This is a genomic window from Bradyrhizobium brasilense (assembly GCF_029714345.1).
GTDB lineage: Bacteria > Pseudomonadota > Alphaproteobacteria > Rhizobiales > Xanthobacteraceae > Bradyrhizobium > Bradyrhizobium australafricanum.
Genome location: NZ_CP121669.1, coordinates 6,258,519 through 6,282,575 on the forward strand (window position 1 = coordinate 6,258,519; position 24,057 = coordinate 6,282,575).

Here is a 24,057-nt window from a genome sequence, read left to right on the forward strand (position 1 = left end):
CGCTCCCCGTCGACCCGGGCTAGTTGATCGCGCGGATCAAATTCTTGATCTTCTCCGCATGGGGCCCAAGATCCTTGGCGAGCTTGTCGAGATAGGGATCGGCGATCGCGGTAAAGCTCTTCTTGTCCACATCCTCGACCACCTTGACGCCGAACGATTTCAGCTTGGTCAGCGCGTTCCGCTCGAGCTCGAAGGCCTTCTGCGGCTCCTTGGCGCTCACCTCGTTGGCTGCGGCCTGCACCCATTGCTTCTGCTCGGCGGAGAGGCTCTGCCAGAGCTTGTCGGAGACGAACAGCAGCGCATTGTTCGCCTCGTGCTCGGTGATCGAGAGCACCGGCGCGACCTCATAGTGCTTGTTGACGAGATAGACGTTGATGCTGTTCTCGGCGGCATCGACCACGCCGGTTTGCAGCGAGGTGTAGACGCTGCCGAACGGCATGTGCACCGTCTGCGCGCCATAGGCCGGGAACATGGTGTCCTCGGTCGCGGTTGCCTGCACCCGGACCTTCACGCCCTTGAGGTCGCCGACGTTGCGGATTTCCCTCTTGCTGTAGATGTGGCGCACGCCTTGCGAACCGGTGCCGATCACATGCAGGCCCTGGGCGGTCTCGTCGATCATCGTCCTGATGGCGTCGAACACCTTCGGGTCGGCCAGCGCCTTGATCACATGGGCGTCGTTGCGGAACAGGAAGTGCAGCGACATCACGCCGGCCTGCGGCGAGATCGTCGCGGTGTTGGCGGAGGAGATGATCGCGAACTCGATATCGCCTGATTTCACGAGCTGCAGCAGCTGCGGCTCCTGGCCGAGCTGCGCGCCGGGATACTGGTCGACGATCATTGTGCCCTTGCTCAATTCCTTGAGCTTGTCGGCGAACAGATCGCCGGCAACCGAATAGCCGGTGTTGCGCGGCTGGTCATAGGCGAAGCGGAAGTGCTTGACCTCCTGCGCGCCGGCGCCCGCGGACAGCAGCAGCGCTGACGCGGCCATGGCAATCCCGACGATCCTGGCTGAATAGCCCATCGCGACGTTCCCCCTGTTTTTAGTTGAGGGGATCATCCCACCAGTCGCGCGGGATTGTCAATAAAACAGGCGAAAACGAGCCGCCTGCGGGTAGCATGGAGCGCCGCATCGCAGAAATTATCGACAATTCGACCCGCCGGCCGAGCGACGCCGGCTACTTGCGACTCGCTACTTCCCCTTGGCGCGCATGAAGTCGAAATCGCAGCCCTCGTCGGCCTGCAGGATGGTCTCGTTGAAGAGATGCGCGTAGCCGCGCTTGGCCCAATCCGGCGAACCGGCCGGCGCGAGCGCGTCGCGGCGCTTCTGCAATTCGGCCTCGTCGACCAACAGATCGATGCTGCGCTTGGCGACATCGAGCCGGATCATGTCGCCGTTCCGCACCAGCCCGAGCGGACCGCCGACCGCGGATTCCGGCGTGATGTGCAGCACGATGGTGCCGAACGCGGTGCCGCTCATCCGCGCATCGGAGATACGGACCATGTCCTTCACGCCGGCGCGCGCGAGTTTCTTCGGGATCGGCAGGTAACCCGCCTCCGGCATGCCCGGCGCGCCCTTCGGGCCGGCATTGCGCAACACCAGCACGTCGTCGGCGGTGACATCGAGCGCGGGATCGTCGACCCGCAGCGTCATGTCCTCGACCGATTCGAACACCACGGCGCGGCCGGTGTGCTGCAATAGTTTCGGGCTCGCCGCCGACTGCTTGATGACGGCACCGCGCGGCGCGAGATTGCCGTGCAGGATCGCCATCGCGCCTTCGGATTTGATCGGGTTCGCCTTGGAGCGGATCGCGTCCTGCCCCGGCACATCCTCGGCATTGGCGACGACCTCGCGCAAGGTCTGGCCGGTGATGGTCTTGGCATCGAGATCGATCAGGTCGCCGAGCTGCGCCATCAGCTTCGGCACGCCGCCGGCATGATGGAAATGCTCCATGTAGTGTTCGCCCGACGGCTTGAGGTCGACCAGCACGGGGACCTCGCGGCCGAGCTTGTCGAACGCCTCGAGGTCGATCTTGTGCGGCGAGCGGTTGGCGATCGCCGTGAGATGGATCAGCCCGTTGGTCGAGCCGCCGATCGCCTGCATGACGACCTGGGCGTTGCGGAACGAGGACGGCGTCAGGATCTCGCTCGGCTTCGGTCCCTTGGTCTTCGCCATCTCGGCGGCGACGCGGCCGCTGGCCTCGGCGGAACGGAAGCGTTCGGCATGGGGCGCCGGGATCGTCGCGCTCATCGGCAGCGACAGGCCGAGCGCCTCGGTGATACAGGCCATGGTGGAGGCAGTGCCCATCACCATGCAGGTGCCGACCGACGGCGCGAGGCGGCCGTTCACCGCCTCGATCTCGTTGTCGTCGATCTCGCCGGCGCGATACTTGCCCCACAGCCGGCGGCAATCGGTGCAGGCGCCGAGCACCTCGCCCTTGTGATGACCGACCACCATTGGGCCGACCGGAATCACCACGGTCGGCAGATCGGCGCTGATCGCGGCCATGATCTGCGCCGGCAAGGTCTTGTCGCAGCCGCCGATCACGACCACCGCATCCATCGGCTGGGCGCGGATCATCTCCTCGGTATCCATCGCCATCAGGTTGCGCAGATACATCGAGGTCGGGTGCGCAAAGCTCTCGGCGATCGAAATGGTCGGGAACACGAACGGCATCGCGCCCGACAGCATCACGCCGCGCTTCACCGCCTCGATGATCTGCGGCACGTTGCCGTGGCAGGGATTGTAGTCGCTGTAGGTGTTGGTGATACCGACGATCGGGCGATTGAGCGCATCGTCCGAATAGCCCATCGCCTTGATGAAGGCCTTGCGCAGGAACAGCGAGAAGCCGGCGTCACCATAGCTTGTCAGTCCCTTGCGAAGTCCGTCGGCCATTTTCTTCTCGTCCCGTGGTTGTTCGTCCGCACTTAAGGAGCGGCAGGAATTATTGTCAATATGAGATAATCCGGTCGCGACGGGTGGCTGGTCTGCGGCAAAATCGCCCCCATTATTGACAATAGCCGTAGCGCCATGCTGACCTCAGGCATTGATCCAAAGCCGAGAGCGCATGACAGCCGAGCCCACATTGCCCGAACTCCAGGCCCCCTCGCGCGAGGAGGAACAGGCGGAGGTGATCCGCCGGCTGGAGGAGGACATCATCTTCGGCCGCTTCGCGCCCGGTTTGCGGCTGGTCGAGGATACCCTGATGCAGCGCTATGGCGCGAGCCGGCATTTCGTCCGCCAGGCGCTGTTCCAACTCGAGCGCCAGGGCATCGTGCTGCGCGAGAAGAATGTCGGCGCTACGGTACGGTTCTATTCGGCCGAGGAAGTGCGGCAGATCTATGAGGTGCGCGAGATGTTGACGCGCCAGGCCGCGCTGATGATCGCCCTGCCCGCGCCGCAAAGCCTGATCGACCAGTTGAGCGAGCTGCAACGGCATTACTGCATCAAGGCCGAGGCGCAGGACATGCGCGGCATTCACGAGACCAACGATGCGTTCCACCTCGCGCTGTTCTCCGCCTGCGGCAATCCCTATCTGGTCCGCTCGCTGCAGGACTACATGAACCTGACGCTGCCGATGCGCGCCAAGAATCTCGCCGACAGCGAGGGCCTCGCATTGTCGCGCCGCCAGCACGAATTGATGATCGAGCTCCTGAAGGGCCGCGACAGTTGGGCGCTGGCGCAGCTTTGCGTCGATCACATGCAATACAGCAAGGCGGATTATCTCGTCCGCATCTCCAACGACAAAAAGCCGCAATAGCGCGATACGCGGCCTCCTCGTGAAGGAGACCGCGATGCGCTATGTGGCTATATTCCTTGGATCGCTGGCCGTGCAGCTTGCGCTCGGCGGCGTCGGCGAAGCGGCCGATCCGCGCGCGACGCAGCTCACCTACGAGCCCTGGACCAAGACCTGCCTGACAGAGGCGAGCTGCTTCGTCGCTGCGGCTGCGCGCGGCCAATGCGTGCCGTCGGGCGGCACGCTCAGCGTCTCGCCGCAGAGCAGCAAGCGCGCGATCGTGAGCGCCAATGTCGGAACGCGGACCATGCTGGAAGGCACGATCAGCCTCCGCATCGATCAGGACGAGCCGATCCAGATCGCCAGGCCGCATTGCTACACGCTCGGCTGCGGCGGCACGCTCGAGGCCGATGGCGAAATGATCGAGCGGCTGAAGCACGCGCAGACCATCGCCGTCGAAGCCAAGAATCTCACCGGGCAGACCATCGGCCTCGCCTTTCCCCTCACGCACTTCGCCGAGACCTTTGACGGACCCGGCAGCCCGCCCAAGACATCCGGGCAAGGTTCGAAGGAGGCGCAGCAGCACACCGAATCGGTGAAGCAACTGCCGCAATGCGAGGATTGATCACTTCTTCCAGTCGATCACCCTCTCCTTGTCGCCGTCGAACTCCATGCTGCAGAACGCGCCGCCCTGGTAATAGTCGCCGACCGGATCCGGCGGCAGCTTGGCCTGCTCGGCCATCGCGTGCTCGCGGAAATCTTCAGCCCTTCCGGTCGGACGATAGCCGAGATCGTAGGCGCGGTGATTGTCCCACCACGAGCGCTCATTGTAGGACGCGCCGTACAGCACCTCGAAATGGATGTCGGGATGCTCGAGCCCGATGCGGCAGAGCTGGACGAGGTCTTCCGGCTTGAGCCAGATCGAGAGCCTGCGGTGGTCGAGCGGCGCCTCGCCGAAATTGCCGATCCGGAGGCACGTGACCTTGATGCCGTGCTTGTCGGCATAGAGCGCGCCGACGCCTTCGCCGAACACCTTGCTCACACCGTAGCGACTGTCCGGCCGCGCGGTGACGTCGGTGCCGATGCGGTGATGACGCGGATAGAACCCGACCGCGTGGTTGGACGAGGCAAAGATCACGCGCTTGACGCCCTTTTTGCGCGCCGCCTCGAACAGATTGTAGCAGCCGATGATGTTGGACTGCAGGATCGCGTCCCAAGGTCCTTCGACCGAATAGCCGCCGAAATGCAGGATGCCGTCGACGCCCTCGCAGATCGCCTCGACCTGTGCGAGGTCGGCGAGATCGGCCGCCTTGAACTTTTCGTTGCTGCCGAGATCGGAGGGCTGCTTGATATCGCTCAGCAGGAGATCCGGATAGATCGGCGGCAGCAGCTTGCGCAGGCTCGTTCCGATTCCTCCCGATGCGCCGGTCATCAATATGCGTGGCATGCCGTCCCTCTTCTTTCCTGATTGCTGCGATCGAATTGCGGTCACAGGCCGACAATGATAGCAAACCAGGCGCTCAAGGAAACACCATCGAAACACAACAACGAGAACAGCAAATGTCCGATGTTCATTCCGCCGGCTGGCGTCCCGCGACCTGCTATCCCGATCCCGCGATCCACGCGCTCGACCCGCGCTTCGAGAAATACTGGCTGAAACTCTCCGCCGTCGAGCGCATCGCGACCGGCCTGCGCTGGGCCGAAGGTCCGGTGTGGTTCGGCGACGGCCGCTATCTGTTGTGCAGCGACATCCCGAACCAGCGCATCCTCAAATGGGAGGAAGAGACCGGCGCGGTCAGCATCTTCCGCAAGCCGTCGAACTTCGCCAACGGCAACACCCGCGACCGCCAGGGCCGGCTGATCAGCTGCGAGCATGGCGGCCGCCGCGTGGTGCGCACCGAATATGACGGGTCGATTACGGTGCTGATCGATGCCTACGGCGGCAAGCGGCTGAACTCGCCGAACGACGTCGTGGTGAAATCCGACGGCTCGATCTGGTTCACCGATCCGATCTTCGGCCTGCTCGGCAACTACGAAGGCTACAAGGCCGATCCCGAGATCGAGCCCAACGTCTACCGGCTCGATCCCGCCACCCGCGAGGCCACCGTCGTCGCCGAGGGCGTACTGGGACCGAACGGGCTGTGCTTCTCGCCGGACGAGAAGATCCTCTACGTCGTGGAATCCCGCGGCGAGCCGAACCGCAAGATCCTCGCCTATGACGTCGCAGCCGACGGCAAGACGATCTCCAACAAGCGCGTCTTCATCGACGCCGGCCCGGGCACGCCCGACGGCATGCGCTGCGACATCGACGGCAATCTGTGGTGCGGCTGGGGCATGGGTGATCCCGAACTCGACGGCGTCGTCGTGTTCGCGCCCGACGGCGTCATGATCGGCCGCATCGCGCTGCCGGAGCGCTGCGCCAACCTCTGCTTCGGCGGCGTCAAGCGCAACCGCCTGTTCATGGCGGCGAGCCAGTCGATCTATGCGCTCTACGTCAACACCCAAGGCGCGCTCGGCGGCTAGCCCGGCCGTCATTGCGAGGAGCGAAGCGGCGAAGCAATCCATCTGTCCGCCCGTGAGGAGGATTGCTTCGCTTCGCTCGCAATGACAGCGAGACTGCAACCTTCATCTTCGCAAGATTCGCACTCTTCAAGACCTTGCGCCCCCACAATGGCTGACGCCGGAGCAGTTGCCTGCCCCGGCGCCAAAAGTCGCGTCTCTCGTGGCTCGGCTTACGCGGCGTTGTAGCCGGCGACCGCCTTGGCCTCGAGATATTCTTCCAGACCGTAGCGGCCCCACTCGCGGCCGTTGCCGGACTGCTTGTAGCCGCCGAACGGCGCGGTGCGCTCGTTCGGCACGCCCTGCAGGTTGACGTTGCCGGCGCGGATCTGGCGGCCGACGCGGCGCGCGGTTTCCACGGTGTCGGCGGAGACGTAACCGGCGAGACCATACGGCGTGTCGTTGGCGATCTTCACCGCGTCGGCTTCGTCCTTGGCGCCGAGGATGGTCAGCACCGGTCCGAAGATCTCTTCGCGGGCGATCGTCATGTCGTTGGTGACGTCGGCGAAGATGGTCGGTCGGACATAGAAGCCCTTGTTGACGCCCTCGGGCAGGCCCGGGCCGCCGGCGACGAGCGTTGCGCCCTCGTCGATGCCCTTCTGGATCAGCGCCTGGATCTTGTCCCACTGGCCGCGGTTGACCACCGGACCGATCGTGGTGCCGTCGGCACGCGGATCGCCGGCCTTGGTCTTGTCGGCGACGCCCTTCGCAATGGCGGCCACTTCCTTCATCTTGGAGAGCGGCACGATCATGCGCGACGGCGCGTTGCAGGACTGGCCCGAGTTGTTGAACATGTGCATCACGCCGCCGGTCACCGCCTTGGTCAGGTCGGCACCGTCGAGGATCACGTTCGGCGACTTGCCGCCGAGCTCCTGGCTGACGCGCTTCACGGTCGGGGCCGCACGCTTGGCGACGTCGACGCCGGCGCGGGTCGAACCGGTGAACGAGATCATGTCGATGTCCGGGTGCTCGCTCATCGCCGCACCTACCTCCGGGCCGAGGCCGTTGAGCAGGTTGAACACGCCCTTCGGCACGCCGGCTTCATGGAGGATTTCCGCGAAGATCAGCGCCGAGGTCGGGGTGAACTCCGACGGCTTCAGGATCATGGTGCAACCGGCGGCGAGCGCGGGCGCGACCTTGCAGGCGATCTGGTTCAGCGGCCAGTTCCAGGGGGTGATCATGCCGACGACGCCGACCGGCTCGCGCACGATCACGGCGGTGCCCATGGTCTCCTCGAACTCGTACTTCTTCAGCACTTCGAGGGTGTTCATGAGGTGGCCAAGGCCGGCGCCGGCCTGCAGCTTCTCGGCCATCGGCAGCGGCGCGCCCATTTCGTCGGAGACGGCGGCGCCGATCTCCTTCATGCGGCCCTTGTAGACCTCGACGATCTTGGTGAGCAGCGCAACGCGCTCCTCGCGGCTGGTCCGGGAAAAGGTCTCGAAGGCGCGCTTGGCGGCGGCGACTGCCTTGTCGACATCGGCCTTGGAGCCGAGCGCAATCTCATACATCGCTTCTTCGGTCGCCGGATTGACGACCGGGGTGGACTTGCCTTTGACGACGGGATCGACCCAGGCGCCGTCGATGTAGAATTGCATGCGATTGACCATCGGAAACCTCTTGTACGGGGCGTATGGAATGGGGAACGAAAGCGTTCGGCAGGCATCCTTGCACGAAAGCCCGGCGAATTGAACCCGCCATATGCGGGACGCGTCTCGTGCGCGCGAACAGCATATAATGTCGCTATCGCGCAGGTGGCAAGGTTGGTCTCGTCGCCCCGGCGAAGGCCGGGGCCCATAACCACCGCCGGCAATTGGTAAAGGGTGCTGTTAGAACGAGTCGCGTTTACTTGCTGCCAGTTGTGGTAATGGGTCCCGGCCCCCGTGCGCAATTGCGCACTAGGCCGGGACGACGATGTGGCTACACCGCCATCTTGCGATGCCGCACCGGGGCGCCGACCGAGACGCTTTCCGCCGCGTCGATGATGGCATTGGCGTCGATTCCGTAGTGGCGGTAGAGGTCGCCGATCGTGCCGGTCTGGCCGAAATGCTCGACACCGAGCGCCTCGACGCGGTGGCCACGCACGCTGCCGAGCCAGCCGAGCGTTGCCGGATGGCCGTCGATCACGGTCACAATGCCGCAGTCGCGGCCGAGCGGCGCCAGCATGCGCTCGATATGACTCAAATGCTGCGCGCCGCGGCGGTCGCGGCGCAAATTCCGCGCGGCGGACCAACCCGCATAGAGCCGGTCGGCGGAGGTGACCGCCAGCAGACCGACGTCGCGGTGGCTCTCGCCGATCAGGCCGACCGCCTCGATCGCCTCCGGCGCGACGGTGCCGGTATACGCAATGACGATGTCGCAGTTCGGACCCGGCTTGCGCATCCAGTAGGCGCCGTCGGTGATGTCGCGCTGCAGGTCCGGGGTCATGATCCGTTGCGGCTGCTCCAGCGTCCGGGTCGAGAGTCGCAAGTAAACCGAACCACCCTCGGCGCCCTCGCGCTGCATGTGGCCAAAGCCCCAACCCATGATCACGGCAAGTTCATCGACGAAGGCCGGATCGAACGAGGCGAGCCCGTCCTGCCCGATGCCGATCAAGGGCGTCTTGATCGACTGATGCGCGCCGCCTTCCGGCGCCAGCGAGATGCCCGACGGCGTCGCCGCCACCATGAAGCGGGCATCCTGGTAGCAGGCGTAGTTCAGCGCATCGAGGCCGCGTTCGATGAAGGGATCGTACAGCGTGCCGACCGGCAACAGCCTCGCGCCGTTGATCTGGTGCGACAGGCCGAGCGCCGACAGCATGATGAACAGATTCATCTCGGCGATACCGAGCTCGAGGTGCTGTCCCTTCGGCGAATATTCCCAGGTATAGGCCGACGGGATCTTCTCCTGCCGGAACAGGTCGTGGTTCTCCGCCTTCGCGAACAGGCCGCGGCGGTTGACCCAAGCGCCGAGATTGGTCGACACGGTGACGTCGGGCGATGCGGTGACGATGCGCGAGGCGAGTTCGCTGTCGCCGCGCGCCAGCTCGTGCAGCACGAGACCAAAACCCTGTTGCGTCGACATCTGCGCCGAGGCCTTGAAGGCCAACCGTTCCGGCACATCGATTTCAGGCGCCGACAGGCGGCGGCGCCCCTCGCGGTTGAACGGCGCCTCGGCGAGGAACGCCTCGAGCTTCGCAGACTCCTGCGACAGGCCCTCGAACTTGTCCCACTCGTGGCCGGGGCGGATATTCTGCGCGGCGCGCCACTTCTCCATCTGGGCCACCGTCATCAGGCCGGCGTGGTTGTCCTTGTGGCCCTGCATCGGCAGGCCGACACCCTTGATGGTGTAGGCGATGAAGCAGACCGGCCGATCATGGTCGATCGCCTCGAAGGCCTCGATCATGCTCGCCATATCGTGGCCGCCGAGGTTCGACATCAGCGCCAGCAACTCGTCATCGCTGCGGCGCTCGATCAGCGCCGACACCTCGCCCTGGTCGCCAATGTCGTCGCGCAGATGCTTGCGGAACGCGGCGCCGCCCTGAAAGCAGAGCGCGGCGTACATCTGGTTCGGGCAGTTGTCGATCCAGCGCCGCAGCGCCTCGCCGCCGGGCTCGGCGAACGCCTCGAGCATCAGCTTGCCGTACTTCACGATCACCACGTCCCAGCCGAAGTTGCGGAACATGGTCTCGAACTTGGCCCACAGCCCCTCGCGCACCACGGCGTCGAGCGACTGCCTGTTGTAGTCGACCACCCACCAGGTGTTGCGCAGGCCGTGCTTCCAGCCTTCGAGCAACGCCTCGAAGATGTTGCCCTCGTCCATCTCGGCGTCGCCGACCAGCGCGATCATGCGGCCCTCAGGCCGGTCCTGCAGCCAGCCATGCGCCTTGACGTAATCCTGCACCAGCGAGGCGAACAGCGTCTGCGCGACGCCGAGGCCGACCGAGCCGGTCGAGAAGTCGACGTCGTCGCTGTCCTTGGTGCGCGAGGGGTAGGACTGCGCGCCCTTGTAGCCGCGAAAATTCTCCAGCTTGTCGCGGGTCTGGTGGCCGAACAGATACTGGATGGCGTGGAACACCGGGCTCGCATGCGGCTTCACCGCGACGCGGTCCTGCGGACGCAACACCGAGAAATAAAGCGCCGACATGATGTTGGCGAGCGAGGCCGACGAGGCCTGGTGGCCGCCGACCTTCAACCCGTCGGTAGAGGGCCGCACGTGATTGGCGTGATGGATGGTCCACGACGACAGCCACAGCACCTTGCGGGCCAGGGCGGACAGCATGTCGAGGCGTTCAGGCGCGATTCCCATGGCAATGCTCCGGGCGATATGCCGGAATGTTACTGCCGCAGGCGGCGGCGAAAATCTCAATTCCACGCGACAGCACAGGAAAAATTGGGATAAATTCCCACGATCCGACTTCAACTGACGAGTTCATCCCAATGCCTGCCCTCGATGCCATCGACCGCAAGATCCTGAGTCTGCTCCAGACCGACAGCCGCATGACCATGCAGGAACTCGCCGACAAGGTCGGGCTGTCGGTGTCGCCTTGCCACCGCCGGGTCAAGCTGCTCGAGGAGCGCGGCGTGATCTCTCGCTACATCGCAACCGTCGACCAGAAGTCGATCGGGCTGCACGTCTCCGTCTTCATCTCGATCAAGCTGGCACGCCAGAAGGAGGAGGACCTCAACCGCTTCGCGCGCGCGATCTCGAAATGGGACGAGGTGCTCGAATGCTACCTGATGACCGGCAACCGCGACTATCTGCTGCGCGTCGTCGCCGCCGACCTTTCCTCCTATGAGGCATTCCTGAAGAACAAGCTGACCCGGCTCGACGGCATCGCCTCCATCGAGTCGAGCTTTGCGCTGAGCCAGGTGAAGTATTCGACAGCGTTGCCGGTGTGAGGGCGTTGGTTGGTCACTCGAATGACACCAACCCCACAGTGTCGTCCCGGCGAAGGCCGGGACCCATACGCCGCAGCAGTTGTTGTGAGAGGGACTCGTCGTTGCAGCATCGCTTAACAATTTGCATTTGGGGTTATGGGTCCCTGTTCGCAGGGACGACACTGAGTGTGTTGCGCTGTCAGTGAGCATACCTTCGCATTCTCGGGACATGAATCGTCCGAGTTTTGCATCTCGTTCCGTTTTGCAAAAGGGGCTTGCGCCGTCGGGCAACTCAGTGATTGGCGCTGGCGCTCTGGCCGGCTGGACGGCCTCGCCGCGACAACCAGGCTACGGCGCGATCCATATCCCAATCACGATGATGGCCAGTGAGACGGCAATGACCAGCATATCGGTGGTGAGCCAATCCGGCATTCCGTTTGATGGCTGCTCGCTCATGTCCGCGACTCCTTCTGTTCGCGTCGAGCCAACATGCTGGAGCGGACCGGCGCGAACGAGGATGAACTGGTTCACATAAAGCTAGGAAAAAGCGGCAAATTCCGCGTGTTTTAGCGCGCTGAAGTTGCGCCACACGGTCGATCTGCCGCGCAGGTTTCTGAACATGTTCGACAATGCCGCCGCTTCGGCACAGTCACCATCGTCGTCGTTCAACGCGCTGCGAGAGGCAGCTGAACGTCTCCGGATTGTCGGCGCAACCCGGCGCCGACCTGCCGCCACGCGACAGGCCGCACACGGCCGACGAAGCGGCCGAGGTAGTGGACTCGCCGTCCCGTCCCGATCCTCACAGCACCTTGCGCTGTGCGAGGTTCTTCATCAGCGCACCGACGCCGAAGGTCCAGGGCTCGCATTCGTCGCTATTGCGCATCCGGTTGACCAGCTTGCCGAGCTGCGGCGCGGCGATGGTCACGATGTCGTCGCGCTTGTGGGTAAAACCCTCGCCCTTGGCATCGCGGTCCTTGACCGGCGCGAACATCGTGCCGAGGAACAGCGCAAATCCATCAGGATATTGATGCACGGGGCCGATGGTCTGGGCGACCAGGTCGGTCGGATCGCGGCTGATCTTGCTGATCGAGGAATGGCCCTCGAGCACGAAGCCGTCTACGCCAGTCACGGTCAGGCCGACATCCATCTTCCTGACGTCGTCGAGCGAGAATGTCTGGTCGAATAGCCGGAGCAGCGGACCGATCGCGCAGGAAGCGTTGTTGTCCTTGGCCTTCGACAGCAAGAGCGCCGAGCGCCCCTCGAAGTCGCGCAGATTGACGTCGTTGCCGAGCGCGGCGCCGACGATCTTGCCGGCGGCGGAGACAACAAGCACGACCTCCGGCTCCGGATTATTCCAGGTCGACTTCGGATGCAGCCCGGCATCCATGCCTGATCCGACCGAGGACAGCGTCGGCGCCTTGGTGAACACTTCGGCGTCGGGACCGATGCCGACCTCGAGATACTGGCTCCAGGCATTCTGATCGATCAGCACCTGCTTCAGTTTCATCGCCTGCTCGGAGCCGGGCTTCAGCTTGGAGAGATCGTCGCCGACCAGGCGCACCACCTCCTTGCGGATCGCGTCCGCCGAGGACGGATTGCCGCGCGCCCGCTCCTCGATCACGCGCTCCAGCATCGAGATCGCGAAGGTGACGCCCGCGGCCTTCAGCACCTGGAGATCGACCGGCGCCAGCAGATGTGGCCTGGCCTTGTCGCGGCCGTCGGGCGGGGTGTTGGCAAGGATCGCCTCGAAATCGCCGATCCGCTCGCCGCGCGTGGCGCGCAGTGCGGCCGCGGGATCGCTTTCCTCGCAGAGCGCGCTCACCGTCGGGAACCGCGCCGTGACGTCGAACACACCGTCTGCCCGCACCGCGACGACGGCCGGCCCGCCGGCCTGCGGCAGCCAGACCCGCCCGACCAGCGTGCCGGCGGTGCCGTCCTCCGGCAGGACGTCTTTTGGCGTGAGCGAAATCATCGGCACATCTCCCTTTTTGGTTTTGTCGGCTTGTTAGCACAGTCCGCCCGGCGGCGTGAAACAGCGGTCACGGCATTGTCATAGAGGGGTAACATCGCCCGTCAATGCTGCCGTCCGATCCATCTAACACACTGAAAGACGGACCTTCATGACGACCTCCGCCCTCACCGACGAAGCCTCCCGGGATGAAGCCTTGCGCGACGAAGCCTTGCGGGATGAAGCCTTGCGCGCCCGCATCCATCAGGAGATGGCCGACAGCCTCGACGAGGAACTCGAGCTCGAGCTCGACGACATGAGGCTCGACGAGCTCGACCATGATGGCGCCGCCGGCAGGCCGTCGATCGACCGCAAGTTCTATTTCCGCGAATTGCTGCGGCTGCAGGGCGAGCTGGTCAAGCTGCAGGACTGGGTGCAGCACGAGAAGAAAAAGGTCGTCGTGCTGTTCGAGGGCCGCGATTCCGCCGGCAAGGGCGGCGTGATCAAGCGCATCACCCAGCGGCTCAACCCGCGGGTCTGCCGGATCGCGGCGCTGCCGGCGCCGAACGAGCGCGAGCGCACGCAATGGTACTTCCAGCGCTATGTCTCGCATTTGCCGGCCGGCGGCGAGATCGTGCTGTTCGACCGCAGCTGGTACAACCGCGCCGGCGTCGAGAAGGTGATGGGGTTCTGCAGCGACGAGCAGTACGAGGAGTTCTTCAACTCGGTGCCGGAATTCGAGCGCATGCTGATCCGCTCCGGCACCGTCCTCCTGAAATACTGGTTCTCGATCACCGACGAGGAACAGGCGTTCCGCTTCTCGATGCGGATCCAGGATCCGCTGAAGCAGTGGAAGCTGAGCCCGATGGACGTCGAGGCGCGGACCCGCTGGGAGCTCTACACCAAGGCGAAGGAAACGATGCTTGAACGCACGCACCTGCAGGACTCGCCGTGGTGGATCGTCGACGCCGTCGACAAGAAGCGCGCACGGCTCAACTGCATCTCGCATCTATTGAGCCAGATCCCCTATCAGGCGGTCACCCACCAGCCGGTGGTGCTGCCGCCGCGCGTGCGCAACCCGGACTATCACCGCGGCCCGATCCCGCAGGAGATGTACGTGCCGGGACGATATTGATTCTGGGCGCGCGCACGCTCGGTCCTCCCCCGCCCAGGGGGGAGGATCACTAAATCGCGATTGGAGATTGTGAGGCAGCTCACTGGTCCTTTTGCGCCCTCCCTCTAAACCAGAGGTTGCTCGCAATTCGCGGGCTAGAAGGAGGCGTACGCTATGTTGAAAGAACATCTTGAAAGCAAAAGCTCGGCGACCGACCAGCCAGAAAGCTATAAGGGTGTTGCGACACATGCTATCCAAACCCTTGACCTCAGTTGGAGCGCGCCCATTCGTTACGGCGATTGCAAGCTGTCCGGCTTCTTGAACGGCACCCTGAACAACGGCCCCACTCTCAGGCTTCGTTCTGACGGAACAGCAGAATTGCTGGCAAAATTTTTCTCGACCGACGACGGTGATGTTTGGGTTATCGATCGTCTCGTTCTTTTGGACATTCACGGGACGGTGCTTTTTCAATTTCCACACCTTTCAAGTCCAGAAACCCAGACAGACAACCAAGTGCTCGATTGGGTAGCCGAACTGAGCTTCCCCGCCGTTTTCTTTTCTTCGGTCACGGGGGCGAACATGACCTATCGTTGCTAACCCCTAAGGGCGCGGTTCGCGGCTTATTCGACCTCCCCCACAAGCGGGAGGGGTGAAGTCCGGCACGTAGGCGACCGCGCCCTCGCCTTGCCTACCAATGGTGCAGGCGCGCGCACTTGCTGGCACCGGATACCGACGCTAGGCTTCCCCCGATCTGGTGCAGGGAGGCCCGCTTGACTCAATCCGACGACATCAAAATCTCCGAAGATCGCCGCGACGCGCTGCGCTACGCGCTCGGGATCGGTAGCGGCGCGGCGCTCGCGGCCGCGATGGCAACGCCGGCCTCGGCGCAGACGCCAGCCGACAACACGCTGGATCGCATCCGGGCCAACAAGGTGCTGCGGATCGCGGTGCTGCCGGGCGAGCTGCCCTATTTCAACAAGGACCTCGCCTCGGGCACCTGGTCCGGCTTCTCGATCGAGATGGCCAACGACCTGGCCAAACTGCTCGACGTCAAGCTGGAATATGTCGAGTCCACCTACGGCAATTCAATCCTTGATCTGCAGGCCAACAAGATCGATCTCGGCTTCGCGCTCAACCCGACGCCGCAGCGCGCGCTGGTGGTCGATTTCACCAATCTGGTGTTCCCGCATCCGTTCGGCGCGATGCTGAAGAAGGGGCTGGAAGCCAAGACCTGGGCCGACATCAACAAGCCCGAGGTCAAGATCGCGGTCGACGTCGGCTCGGCCAACGAGGCGGTGGCGCGCCGCTTTGCGCCGAACGCCACCATCAAGTCGCTGAAGTCGCGCGATGAGGTGATGCTGGAAATGTCGTCGGGCCGCGTCGATTGCGTGGTCAACGCGCTGGTGCTCGGGCTGACCGCGATCGCCAAGAACCCGAACCTTGGCACCTACAAGATCCTGGCCTCGCCGTCGGTGACGATCGCGAGCGGCACGGCGGTACGGCGCGAAGCCGACAAGCGCTGGCGCGATTTTCTCTCGGTGTGGATCGACTACAACCGCGGCATCGGCCAGATGCGCGAATGGTTCGTGAAGGGCCTCGGCCTCGCCGGTGTCAAGCCCGAGGATGTGCCGGTGGAGTTGAGTATTTGAGGCGATTGCCGAGACGGCAGTGATCTCCCTCTCCCGCTTGCGGGGGACGGCCGGGGTGGGGGTGTCGCCACAAGCGACGCCCTATGTATGGAGAGAGCTCCCACCGGGATCGCATCTAACGATGCGATCCGACCCTCCCCTGCAAGCGGGAGAGGTCAAGCAACTCACACCTTGTCGTAGGTTAGCCCGCGCTCCAACCGCCTGGCCACCAGCGTCGACGGGAACAGGATCGCGAAATAGATCAGCGCAACGATGGTGTAGACCTCGAGCGGCCGGTAGGTGTCGGCGTTGATCAAGGTCGCGTTGTAGACGAGATCGGGTACCGCGATGATCGAGACCAGCGAGGTGTTCTTGAGCTGCGTGACCGACTGGTTGACATAGGGCGCCATCATCGGCTTCAGCGCCTGCGGCAGGATCACGAGCCGCATCAGGCGCCAGCCGCGGAAGCCGAGCGCCTTCGCCGCGTCCCACTGCCCGACCGGCACGCTCTCGATCGAGCCGCGCACGATCTCGGCATAGAACGCGCCGCCATAGAGCGAGAGCACGCTGACGGCGGCGACATGCGCCGGGATGTTGACGCCGATCACGACCGGAAACGCGTAGTAGAACCAGATGATCTGCACCAGCAGCGGCGTGCAGCGGAACAATTCGATATAGGCGATCAGGAGCCAGTCGATCACGGGAATGCGCCGCAGCCGCAGCATGCCGACGATCAAGCCGATCAGGGTCCCGAGGATGATGGTGCCGATGGTGTAGGCGATGGTCCAGCCGAGCCCGAGCCAGAACAGATGGCTGTATTTGGCAAGGATGCCGAAATCCCAGACGTAGTTCATCCTGCCCCTCGGTTGCCGCGCGCTTGATCGCCAAACATTGCAGGCGGCCTCGCACGTGTCACGCGATATACCGGTTCGGCGAGAATGCCTGCGCCTCGAACGGCGGCGCATCGCCCGCGATCATCGCCGCAATTGCGGCGCCCGTTCCGGGGCCGGTGGTAAAGCCGATATGCTGGTTGCCGAAGGCGAGCCAGAGCCCGCGATGCCGCGGCGCCTTACCGATCATCGGCAGGCTGTCGGGCAGCGTCGGCCGCGCGCCGCGCCAGCGCTCGCCGACCGCATCGCCAAATTCGACCACGCTGCGCGCCATCGGCACCACCGCCTCGAGCTGCGAAAAATTCGACGGCGCGTCGCGCGCGGTGAGCTCGACGCCGCTGGTGACGCGAACGCCCTGCTCCATCGGCGTCATCAGAAAGCCGCCCTCCGCATCATGGATCGGCCGCAGCAATTTGCGTGCCGGATTCGACACGAACTGCTGGTGATAGCCGCGCTCGAACGCCAGCGGCACGCGATAGCCGAGCGGCTGCAGCAGCTCGGCCGACCACGGCCCGAGCGCGACCACGACATGGCGCGCGGCGATCTCGCCGTCGGCGAGCTGCACGCGCCAGCCGTCGCCGTGCGGCTCGATCCGCCGGACCCCGGATTGCCTGATCGTGCCGCCTCCAGCGGCGAGCATCTGCGCGTAGGCCTTGACCACTGCGCCGGGTGAATCGACCGATGCCGTCTGCGTGTGCAGCAGGCCGACGCTATAGGCAGGGACGATGTTGGGCTCGAGCGCGGAGATCGCCTGGCGATCGAGCACCTCGCTCCTGATGCCGAACTCGGCGAGCGCTGCCTGCTCGGCCTGGGCGGCGGCGAGCCCGTCGCTGCGCCAGGCCTTGAGCCAGCCGGTCTCGCGGATGCGATGGCTGGCGCCGGCCTGCACGATCCAGTCGCGATGCAGCTTCAGCGAGGTCCCGATCAGGCCGTGCAGCGCGGCGGCGCGCGGTTTGGTCTGCGACGGCGTTGCCGCCGCGAGGAAGCGCATCACCCAGCCGGCATTGGCGAGCGCCCACGCAATGTTCCAGCGCAGCGCCGGATGCGCGTTGGTCAGATATTTCGGCAGGTTCTTCAGCAGCGACGGCGTATTGAGCGGCAAGATCGAGCCTGACGAGATGATGCCGGCATTGCCGTAGGAGGTTTCGCTGCCGGGCTCGCGGCGATCGACGACGATGACGGAGAGCCCGCGCTGCCGCGCGGCAAAGCCCGCCGAGACGCCGACCATGCCGGCGCCGAGCACCGCAACATCGACCTGCTCTGTTGGTTCGCCCTCGCTCATGGCGTCACATCAAGGTCAGGCCGCCATCGACCGGCAGCGTCGCGCCAGTGACGTGGCTTGCTTCCGGCGACAGCAGGAAGGCGACGACGGCCGCGACCTCGTCGGCCTCGGCCAGCCGCTGCATCGGATTGGCCTTTGCGACGCTCTCCCAGGTCGCGGTATCAAGCGCGCCGAACAGGCCGGGATCCTTGCGGGTGTAGCCCGGCATCACGGCGTTGGCGGTGGCGCCTGACGCGGCGAGCTCGATCGCGAGCGACTTCACCAGCACCTCAAGCGCGGCCTTCGCGGCGGCCGATGCCGGATAGGTGGCGCCGGGCACAAAGCGATGCGGCCCGAAGCTCGACACCGCGACGACGCGGCCTTGCGCGCTGCGCGTGAGGTCGGACAGTGCCGCCGCCGCGATTTCATGGAAGGCCGCCGCCATCACCGCGAAGGCCCGCTCCAGCGCCTCGCGCGGCAGGCCGGCGAACTCGCGCCGGTCGGCAAAGCCCGCGGCGTGCACGATGCTGTCGATCGGCCCGAACGCGGCCCGCGTTGCCGCGACCAGCGCGGTGCCGGCGCCGGCTTTGGCGAGATCGCCCGTGCTCACCTCGACCTTCGCGCCCTTGCCGCGGCATTCCTCCGCAACCGAATTCAGCCGCGCGAGGCCGGCGGCGGTGGTGCCCTGTCCGTGCAGCATCAGGGATTGATCGGGGCCGGCGAGCCGGCGCGCGACTGCGGCGCCGATGCCAGAGCCGCCTCCCGTGATGATCGAAATTCGCATGAGGTGCGTGCTGTCAGTGCGATAAGAGACAGCGAACTATAGGTTCGGCGTTACGAAATGCAAACCGCGCCCATCGTCGTTAGTTTAGCGCCGCGTTCAACGCCAAATCAGCGCCACGGCTCGACCAGGATCTTGGTGTGCGCCTCGGGATTGGCGAGATCCGCAAACGCCTGCGCGACGCCGTCGATGCCGACGCGGCCGGTGACCAGCGAGGCGGCGTCGACCTGGCCTTCCGCGATCAGGCGCAGCGAATACGCAAACTCCTCCGGCGTGTAGCCGAGCACATATTGGACGTTGAGCTCCTTGATGATGCCGAGCATCGGCTCGGACTTGTCGGTCTCCATGCAGACGCCGACCACGACGACACGGGCGCTGCGCGGGGCGCCCTCGAACACCTGCTGCAGCACGCCGGGCACGCCGACGCATTCGAAGATCAGCGCGGGCTTCAACGGCGGCAATAGCGCCTGCATCGGCGGACGCGCCGCCTTCTCCGCATCGGTCATCTGGGCGTGCTCGGCCCAGCTCGCATAGGGCTGCGTCCTGGCGGGATCGACCACCACATCGGCGCCCATCTTCTCGGCGAGCAGGCGCCGCGCCGGCGAATAATCGGCAGCAACGATCGGTCCAAGCCCCCTGATCTTCAGCGCCGCGATCACCGCCAGCCCGACCGGTCCGCAGCCGATCACCAGCGGCACCTCGCCGCCCTGGATGTTGGCCATCGCCACCGCATGCACGCCGACCGCAAGCGGTTCGGTGAGCGCGGCGTGCTCGGCCGCAAGCCCGTTGGGCACTTCGAGCAGCAGCGGCTCGCTGAGCAGCATCTGCTCGGCATAGCCGCCGAGATAATCGTTGGAATAGCCGATGCCCTTCGGGCCCTCCGGCGTCAGCAGCGCCGGCAGCGAGCACACTTTCGTCCCGGGCTTCAGCTTGCGCGTGGTGCCCGGGCCGTAATCGAGAATTTCGCAGCAGAACTCATGGCCGAACACGACGTCGCGCGACAGATCCATCGGCGTGCGACCGGGCAGGAACTTGCTCAGCTCCACCATGCGGTGGGCATGCTTGCGTGCGTGCAGATCGGAACCGCAGATGCCGCAGGCGAGCGATTTGACCAGCACCTGGCCGGCGCCGGGCTTCGGCTCGGGCACCCGGTCGACGACAATCTCGCCGTTCCTGAAGATCGCTGCGCGCATATTCCCTCCCGCGTGGGTTTTGTCCCACTCATTTTGATGCGTATTTCGTCTCGCGAAATGCTGTCGCGGATCAAGTCCGCGACAGGCTTTCGCCGCAGGAGGCTATAGCACGGAGGGTCACCACGTATAGCGCATAACGCCCTTGCCGGCGTAAGACTGTGTCACGTTGGAGAATTCGCCCTCGAAGGTCGCGGCCGCCGACCAGCCGTTGCGCCACTTCAGCTCGGCGGAGGCCGTGGTCAGCGCCGAGTCGCTGGCCTGCGCCGCGCCGTTGACCACGAAGGCCGCGCCGGGCAGCGTCTGGAACACCGCACCAACGGTGCGGTCCGGATTGAAGTCATGCGCCCAGGCGACGCGGCCGCGCAGCGTCACGATGCCGCCGTCGACCGCGAACGACTTGTCGGCGCGCAGGCCGAGTTCGCTCCTGACGTCGGTGACGCTCTTCGCGGCATAATTCAGCGCGAAGGTGCCGCCGCCGGAAACGACGCTCTCCGCATAGGCCGGCAGCTCGAAGCTCGTGAACTGTGCCGCCGCGTAAGGCGTCAGCCCGACCCACGGCGTGGCAGTGCGATAGCCGCCCTCGAGCCGGCCCGACCAGGCATTGGCATTGAAGTTGGCGCGCAGGTGATCGGCGCCGGCCGCGGTGACGATGCGGTCGGTGGTGACATCCTGCCAGCCATAGGCGAGCGCCGCGCTCAGGTACGCGGCGCCGACGCTGTGGCGAACGAACGCTCCGGCCTGGAACAGATCGGAACGGCCCCAGCCGAGGCCGTTGACGCTGAAGCTGGTGGCGCCGCCGGCGAGCGCAAAGCCGGCGATGGTGTTCGGCGAGAAGCGGTAGTCGGTGCCAACCGCGGTGCCATAGAGGCTGCTGCTGGTGTTATTCGAGCCCAGCACCACATTGCCGCTGGTGGTCTGCGAGCCGCCATAGCCCGCCGCCCACACGCTCCAGCGCTGCTCGAAATCGACCAGCCGCGGCGGCGCCTTGGTGTAGATCGCGGCCAGCGCATCGCGCGGTTCGGTCTGGCGCGCCGCATAGGCGAGCGGGGTGCTCTCCTCGGCGAACGGCGTCGCCCCCGCGCCGCCGCCAAACCCACCATCGCGCCCGGCAACAAATGGATCGGTCAGCAGACCGAGGAACAGACCCATCGCGTTGAACGTCGCCTGCTGCGATCCGGTCGCGCCCTCGCCCGAGGCCTGCGTCAGGCCGTTCGGCGACAGTCCGGCGAACACCGCGTTGATACCGCCATTGGCGTTGAAGAAGTTCTGCAGCGTAGTGGCGACGTTCTGCTGATTGACGTTCAGCTTCGACTTCGCGCTGTAATCGAGCGTGAAGTTCAGATAGGCGTTGTTCGCGTCATAGCCGAGCGTCGCGACGAGGTTCGACGGCAGCCCGGTTGAATCGATACCGGCGAACGTGCCGTTGCGGCCGCCGGCCGCCGACAGGATGGTGTATTGCTTGGCGATCGTACTGCCGGCGGCGACGCTGACGCCGACCGATCCGGCCAGCGTCGCACTGCCGCCCACCTTGGCCAAGGTGGACGCCGTCGAATTGAGCCCGACGAGGTACAGTGCCCCCGACTGGAAGGCGAGATTGCCCGCCACGTTCAGGAATGTGCCTGGTGTCGCGTTGCCGGGCATCAGGATGCCGCCGCTTGCAATCGTCGTGTTGCCGACGGTGCCGATGCCGGACAGCGCGCCACCGGCATTCACCGTGGTGAGGCTCGACGAGGCGATCGAGCCGTCGACCTGAAGAATGCCGCCGTTGACCGTCGTGGTGCCGGTGTAGGTATTGGTGCCCGACAGGGTCAGCGTGCCGCTGCCGATCTTCTCGAAATTGGCGGGACCGGTGCGGCCGCCGCCAAAGCAGCCACAGATATGGAATGGGTTCAACGGATCGAAGTCGGCAAGCACGCCGCTGAGCGTCGTCGAGAGATTATTGCTGCCAACGGCGAGGGTGTTGCCTGAGCCGATATAATAGAAGCCGGAGCCTGCGATCGAACCCGCGGTGATGCGCCCGTCGCCGTTCAGCCCCGTGCTGAGCGAGAAATCGACCAGTCCGGTGCCGTTGGTGATGAACTGTGCGTTGCCGCCGGTCGCGTTGTTGAAGAACTTAATGGTACTGCCGGCTTCAGTGGTAATGGTGGCGTCGCCCGCGGTAGCGAACGCCGTGAAGATGTGTTGGCTGCCGGCCTGGTTGTCGATGGTCGCATTGCCCGCGGTGGCATAGGCATCGAACTGGAGAACGCCGCCAGCCCGATTGACGATCGTCGCGTTGGCCGCGGTCGGCGCCTCCACCGGGTTGAAGCCGACAGATCCGAAATAGAGCACGCCGCTGTTGTCGAAGCTGGCGTTTGCCGCCGTGCTGTTCTGGAAAAAGGCGACCTGACCGCCCGCGAGCGTAACGATGGTTGCCGAAGCAGCAGATGAGGACTCGAAAAACTGCGTCGAGCCGCCATTGGTGCCGTTGGTGATGGTGGCCTGCCCTGCATTGGTGTGGCCCAGAAACACCGCGGCGCCGCCGTTGGAGTTGTCGATCACGGCCTTGGCGGCCGTGCTGGTGTCGGAGCCGCCGGGAGGACCAAACGCGTCGCCGAACACCACAGTGCCGCCGTTGGTGTTGGTGAACCTGGCGCTCCCGGCAGAACTGGTGTCGCGGAACACTGTGAGCGCACCATTGGTGTTGCTCACGGTGGCATTGCCAGCGGTGCTGCTGTCGCGAAACTCCGTGATGCCGAAATTCTGGTTGACGATCGTCGCCGTCGACGCCGTGGTGGAATTGTAGAACGTCGTGGTGGCGATCCCGTTGAAGCCGTCGTTGACGATCTTGGTGATGCCCGCGGTGTTGGCATTCACGATGTCGAACTTGCCGTCGACGGCGACCTCGCCGACGATCGAAGCGGTGTGGCTGGCGTCGCCGAGTTGCAACGTCGCGCAATCGCAGATCGTGGTGCCGCCGGTGTAGGTGTTGTTGCCGAGCAGCACGACGCGGCCGAGGCCGCCTGAATTGTCCAGCACCGTCAGCTTGCCGGGGCCGTTGCCGTCGGCGATGTTGCCAGCGATCGTGAGCGTCACGCCATTGGCTTCGATCGCGCTGCCGATGGCCGACGTGTTGATCTTGAAGTTGTTGCTGAAAGTCAGGTTGCTGAGGCCGTCAGCCTGAAACGAGGCATTGTCGAGCGTGACGGTGCCTGACCCGACCGAGCTGTTGTTGCTGACGACAACGGTCGTATCGACCACCAGCGTGCCGCCGGAATAGGTGTTGGCGCCGGCGAGCTGCACGTTGGAGAACGCGGACGCCGACGAGTCGATCAGGCGCAGAACCCCGGCGCCGACGCCGTCGGCGATCACGCCCTGCAGATTGACCTGGGCGCCGTTCGCATCGACCGTGCCGCCGGCCGCATTGACCGCGATGTTGTTGGCGAAGGCGACGCTCGAAACCGTGGGCGACTGCATCTGGAACGTGCCGCCATTGAGCGTGATGGTGCCGGTGCCGACCGAATCCGCATTCGTCACCTGCACGGTACCGGCGGAGATCAGCGTGCCGCCGGAGTAGGCATTGGTGCCCGCGAGCGCCAGCGTGCTGTTGCCGAGCTGCTGCACCATCGCCGGACCGCCAATGCCGTCGGTGAGGCTGGCGTTGATCGTGATGGTCTGGCCGTTGTTGGCCTGGTTGATCAGGCCGCCGGTCGGCCCGGACAGGCTGAAGCCAACCGGGTTGCCATTGATCGTGTAGGATTGCGAATTGGCGGTGAAGGTCCAGGACCCCGGCAGCATCAAGCCGGGCCCGATGGTGACCGTCGCCGATCCCGATGAATCGAAAATGGCTGACTGGTTCGGGAGGATCGGCGGCGCGCCGGCCGACGTGGTCGACCAGTTGGTCGGGAGTTCGTAGACATCGGTGCTCGTCGAGCTGCCCGTGCCGCCCCAGGTGTAGCTCTGCGCTCGTGCCGAACCGGTCGGCAACGCGATTGCGCTGGTCAGGGCGCAGAGTGCCAAGGCCATCGCAGCGCGAGACGACCGACCAGCTGACAGGAAAAAGAACGAACCAAAATGCACGTACCCGACCCCCAAGCGCTCTGCGGCGCTCTTG

Annotated in this window: 18 protein-coding genes; 7 read left to right on the plus strand and 11 right to left on the minus strand. The window is 64.9% G+C overall.

What is annotated here, in order from left to right; translation table 11 throughout:
* Positions 1 to 19: 19 nt before the first annotated feature.
* Both QA635_RS29325 and QA635_RS29330 read right to left on the minus strand, forming a co-directional pair.
* Positions 20 to 1,021: a TRAP transporter substrate-binding protein gene (locus QA635_RS29325; protein ID WP_425249061.1), complete on the minus strand. Its 1,002-nt coding sequence runs from the start codon at positions 1,019 to 1,021 to the stop codon at positions 20 to 22.
* Positions 1,022 to 1,189: 168 nt separating this feature from the next.
* Positions 1,190 to 2,893: an IlvD/Edd family dehydratase gene (locus QA635_RS29330; RefSeq protein ID WP_283062999.1), complete on the minus strand. Its 1,704-nt coding sequence runs from the start codon at positions 2,891 to 2,893 to the stop codon at positions 1,190 to 1,192.
* Between the two features lie 172 nt (positions 2,894 to 3,065).
* Between QA635_RS29330 and QA635_RS29335 the strand changes: the two genes are divergently transcribed.
* A complete protein-coding gene (locus QA635_RS29335) occupies positions 3,066 to 3,758 on the plus strand; it encodes a GntR family transcriptional regulator (RefSeq protein ID WP_028331865.1) in 693 nt (230 codons plus the stop codon).
* Between the two features lie 34 nt (positions 3,759 to 3,792).
* A complete protein-coding gene (locus QA635_RS29340; protein ID WP_283063001.1) occupies positions 3,793 to 4,359 on the plus strand; it encodes an invasion associated locus B family protein in 567 nt (188 codons plus the stop codon).
* Here QA635_RS29340 and QA635_RS29345 read toward each other — a convergent pair whose 3' ends face one another.
* On the minus strand, positions 4,360 to 5,181 hold the full coding sequence (locus tag QA635_RS29345; RefSeq protein ID WP_050384739.1) for an NAD-dependent epimerase/dehydratase family protein: 822 nt from the start codon (positions 5,179 to 5,181) through the stop codon (positions 4,360 to 4,362).
* A gap of 113 nt (positions 5,182 to 5,294) precedes the next feature.
* Here QA635_RS29345 and QA635_RS29350 point away from each other — a divergent pair, with 113 nt between their 5' ends.
* Complete coding sequence (locus tag QA635_RS29350) at positions 5,295 to 6,257, plus strand: SMP-30/gluconolactonase/LRE family protein (protein ID WP_283063004.1); 963 nt, start codon at positions 5,295 to 5,297, stop codon at positions 6,255 to 6,257.
* 209 nt (positions 6,258 to 6,466) lie between these two features.
* Here the strand turns inward: QA635_RS29350 and QA635_RS29355 are convergent, their stop codons facing one another.
* Together QA635_RS29355 and QA635_RS29360 are read right to left on the minus strand one after the other, a co-directional pair.
* Positions 6,467 to 7,900, minus strand: a complete 1,434-nt coding sequence (locus tag QA635_RS29355; RefSeq protein ID WP_076827004.1) for an aldehyde dehydrogenase family protein — start codon at positions 7,898 to 7,900, stop codon at positions 6,467 to 6,469.
* Between the two features lie 310 nt (positions 7,901 to 8,210).
* Positions 8,211 to 10,577, minus strand: coding sequence for a transketolase (locus QA635_RS29360; protein WP_283063005.1), 2,367 nt, complete (start codon positions 10,575 to 10,577; stop codon positions 8,211 to 8,213).
* Positions 10,578 to 10,708: 131 nt separating this feature from the next.
* On the opposite strand from QA635_RS29360, the gene QA635_RS29365 reads away from it, so the two are divergent.
* Complete coding sequence (locus tag QA635_RS29365) at positions 10,709 to 11,170, plus strand: Lrp/AsnC family transcriptional regulator (RefSeq protein WP_016841346.1); 462 nt, start codon at positions 10,709 to 10,711, stop codon at positions 11,168 to 11,170.
* 778 nt (positions 11,171 to 11,948) lie between these two features.
* Here QA635_RS29365 and QA635_RS29370 read toward each other — a convergent pair.
* On the minus strand, positions 11,949 to 13,121 hold the full coding sequence (locus tag QA635_RS29370; protein WP_283063007.1) for a fumarylacetoacetate hydrolase family protein: 1,173 nt from the start codon (positions 13,119 to 13,121) through the stop codon (positions 11,949 to 11,951).
* Positions 13,122 to 13,368: 247 nt separating this feature from the next.
* Here QA635_RS29370 and ppk2 point away from each other — a divergent pair, with 247 nt between their 5' ends.
* The 3 genes from ppk2 to QA635_RS29385 all read left to right on the plus strand — a co-directional run bounded on the left by ppk2 (position 13,369) and on the right by QA635_RS29385 (position 15,860).
* A complete protein-coding gene (ppk2, locus tag QA635_RS29375) occupies positions 13,369 to 14,232 on the plus strand; it encodes a polyphosphate kinase 2 (RefSeq protein ID WP_253610070.1) in 864 nt (287 codons plus the stop codon).
* Between the two features lie 153 nt (positions 14,233 to 14,385).
* Positions 14,386 to 14,808: a DUF6294 family protein gene (locus QA635_RS29380; protein WP_028331873.1), complete on the plus strand. Its 423-nt coding sequence runs from the start codon at positions 14,386 to 14,388 to the stop codon at positions 14,806 to 14,808.
* Positions 14,809 to 14,981: 173 nt separating this feature from the next.
* Entirely contained in the window at positions 14,982 to 15,860 is an 879-nt protein-coding gene (locus QA635_RS29385) for a transporter substrate-binding domain-containing protein (RefSeq protein WP_028331874.1), read from the plus strand.
* 164 nt (positions 15,861 to 16,024) lie between these two features.
* On the opposite strand, the gene QA635_RS29390 is transcribed toward QA635_RS29385, so the two are convergent.
* The 5 genes from QA635_RS29390 to QA635_RS29410 all read right to left on the minus strand — a co-directional run bounded on the left by QA635_RS29390 (position 16,025) and on the right by QA635_RS29410 (position 23,969).
* The gene (locus tag QA635_RS29390; RefSeq protein ID WP_016839817.1) at positions 16,025 to 16,693 is read right to left on the minus strand and encodes an amino acid ABC transporter permease; all 669 of its coding nucleotides are present in this window, start codon (positions 16,691 to 16,693) and stop codon (positions 16,025 to 16,027) included.
* A 58-nt stretch (positions 16,694 to 16,751) separates the two neighbouring features.
* Positions 16,752 to 18,011, minus strand: coding sequence for an NAD(P)/FAD-dependent oxidoreductase (locus QA635_RS29395; RefSeq protein WP_283063008.1), 1,260 nt, complete (start codon positions 18,009 to 18,011; stop codon positions 16,752 to 16,754).
* Between the two features lie 4 nt (positions 18,012 to 18,015).
* A complete protein-coding gene (locus QA635_RS29400) occupies positions 18,016 to 18,774 on the minus strand; it encodes an SDR family NAD(P)-dependent oxidoreductase (protein ID WP_283063009.1) in 759 nt (252 codons plus the stop codon).
* 107 nt (positions 18,775 to 18,881) lie between these two features.
* Positions 18,882 to 19,964: a zinc-binding dehydrogenase gene (locus QA635_RS29405; protein WP_283063010.1), complete on the minus strand. Its 1,083-nt coding sequence runs from the start codon at positions 19,962 to 19,964 to the stop codon at positions 18,882 to 18,884.
* Positions 19,965 to 20,081: 117 nt separating this feature from the next.
* Entirely contained in the window at positions 20,082 to 23,969 is a 3,888-nt protein-coding gene (locus tag QA635_RS29410; protein ID WP_283063011.1) for an autotransporter domain-containing protein, read from the minus strand.
* Positions 23,970 to 24,057 lie beyond the last annotated feature (88 nt).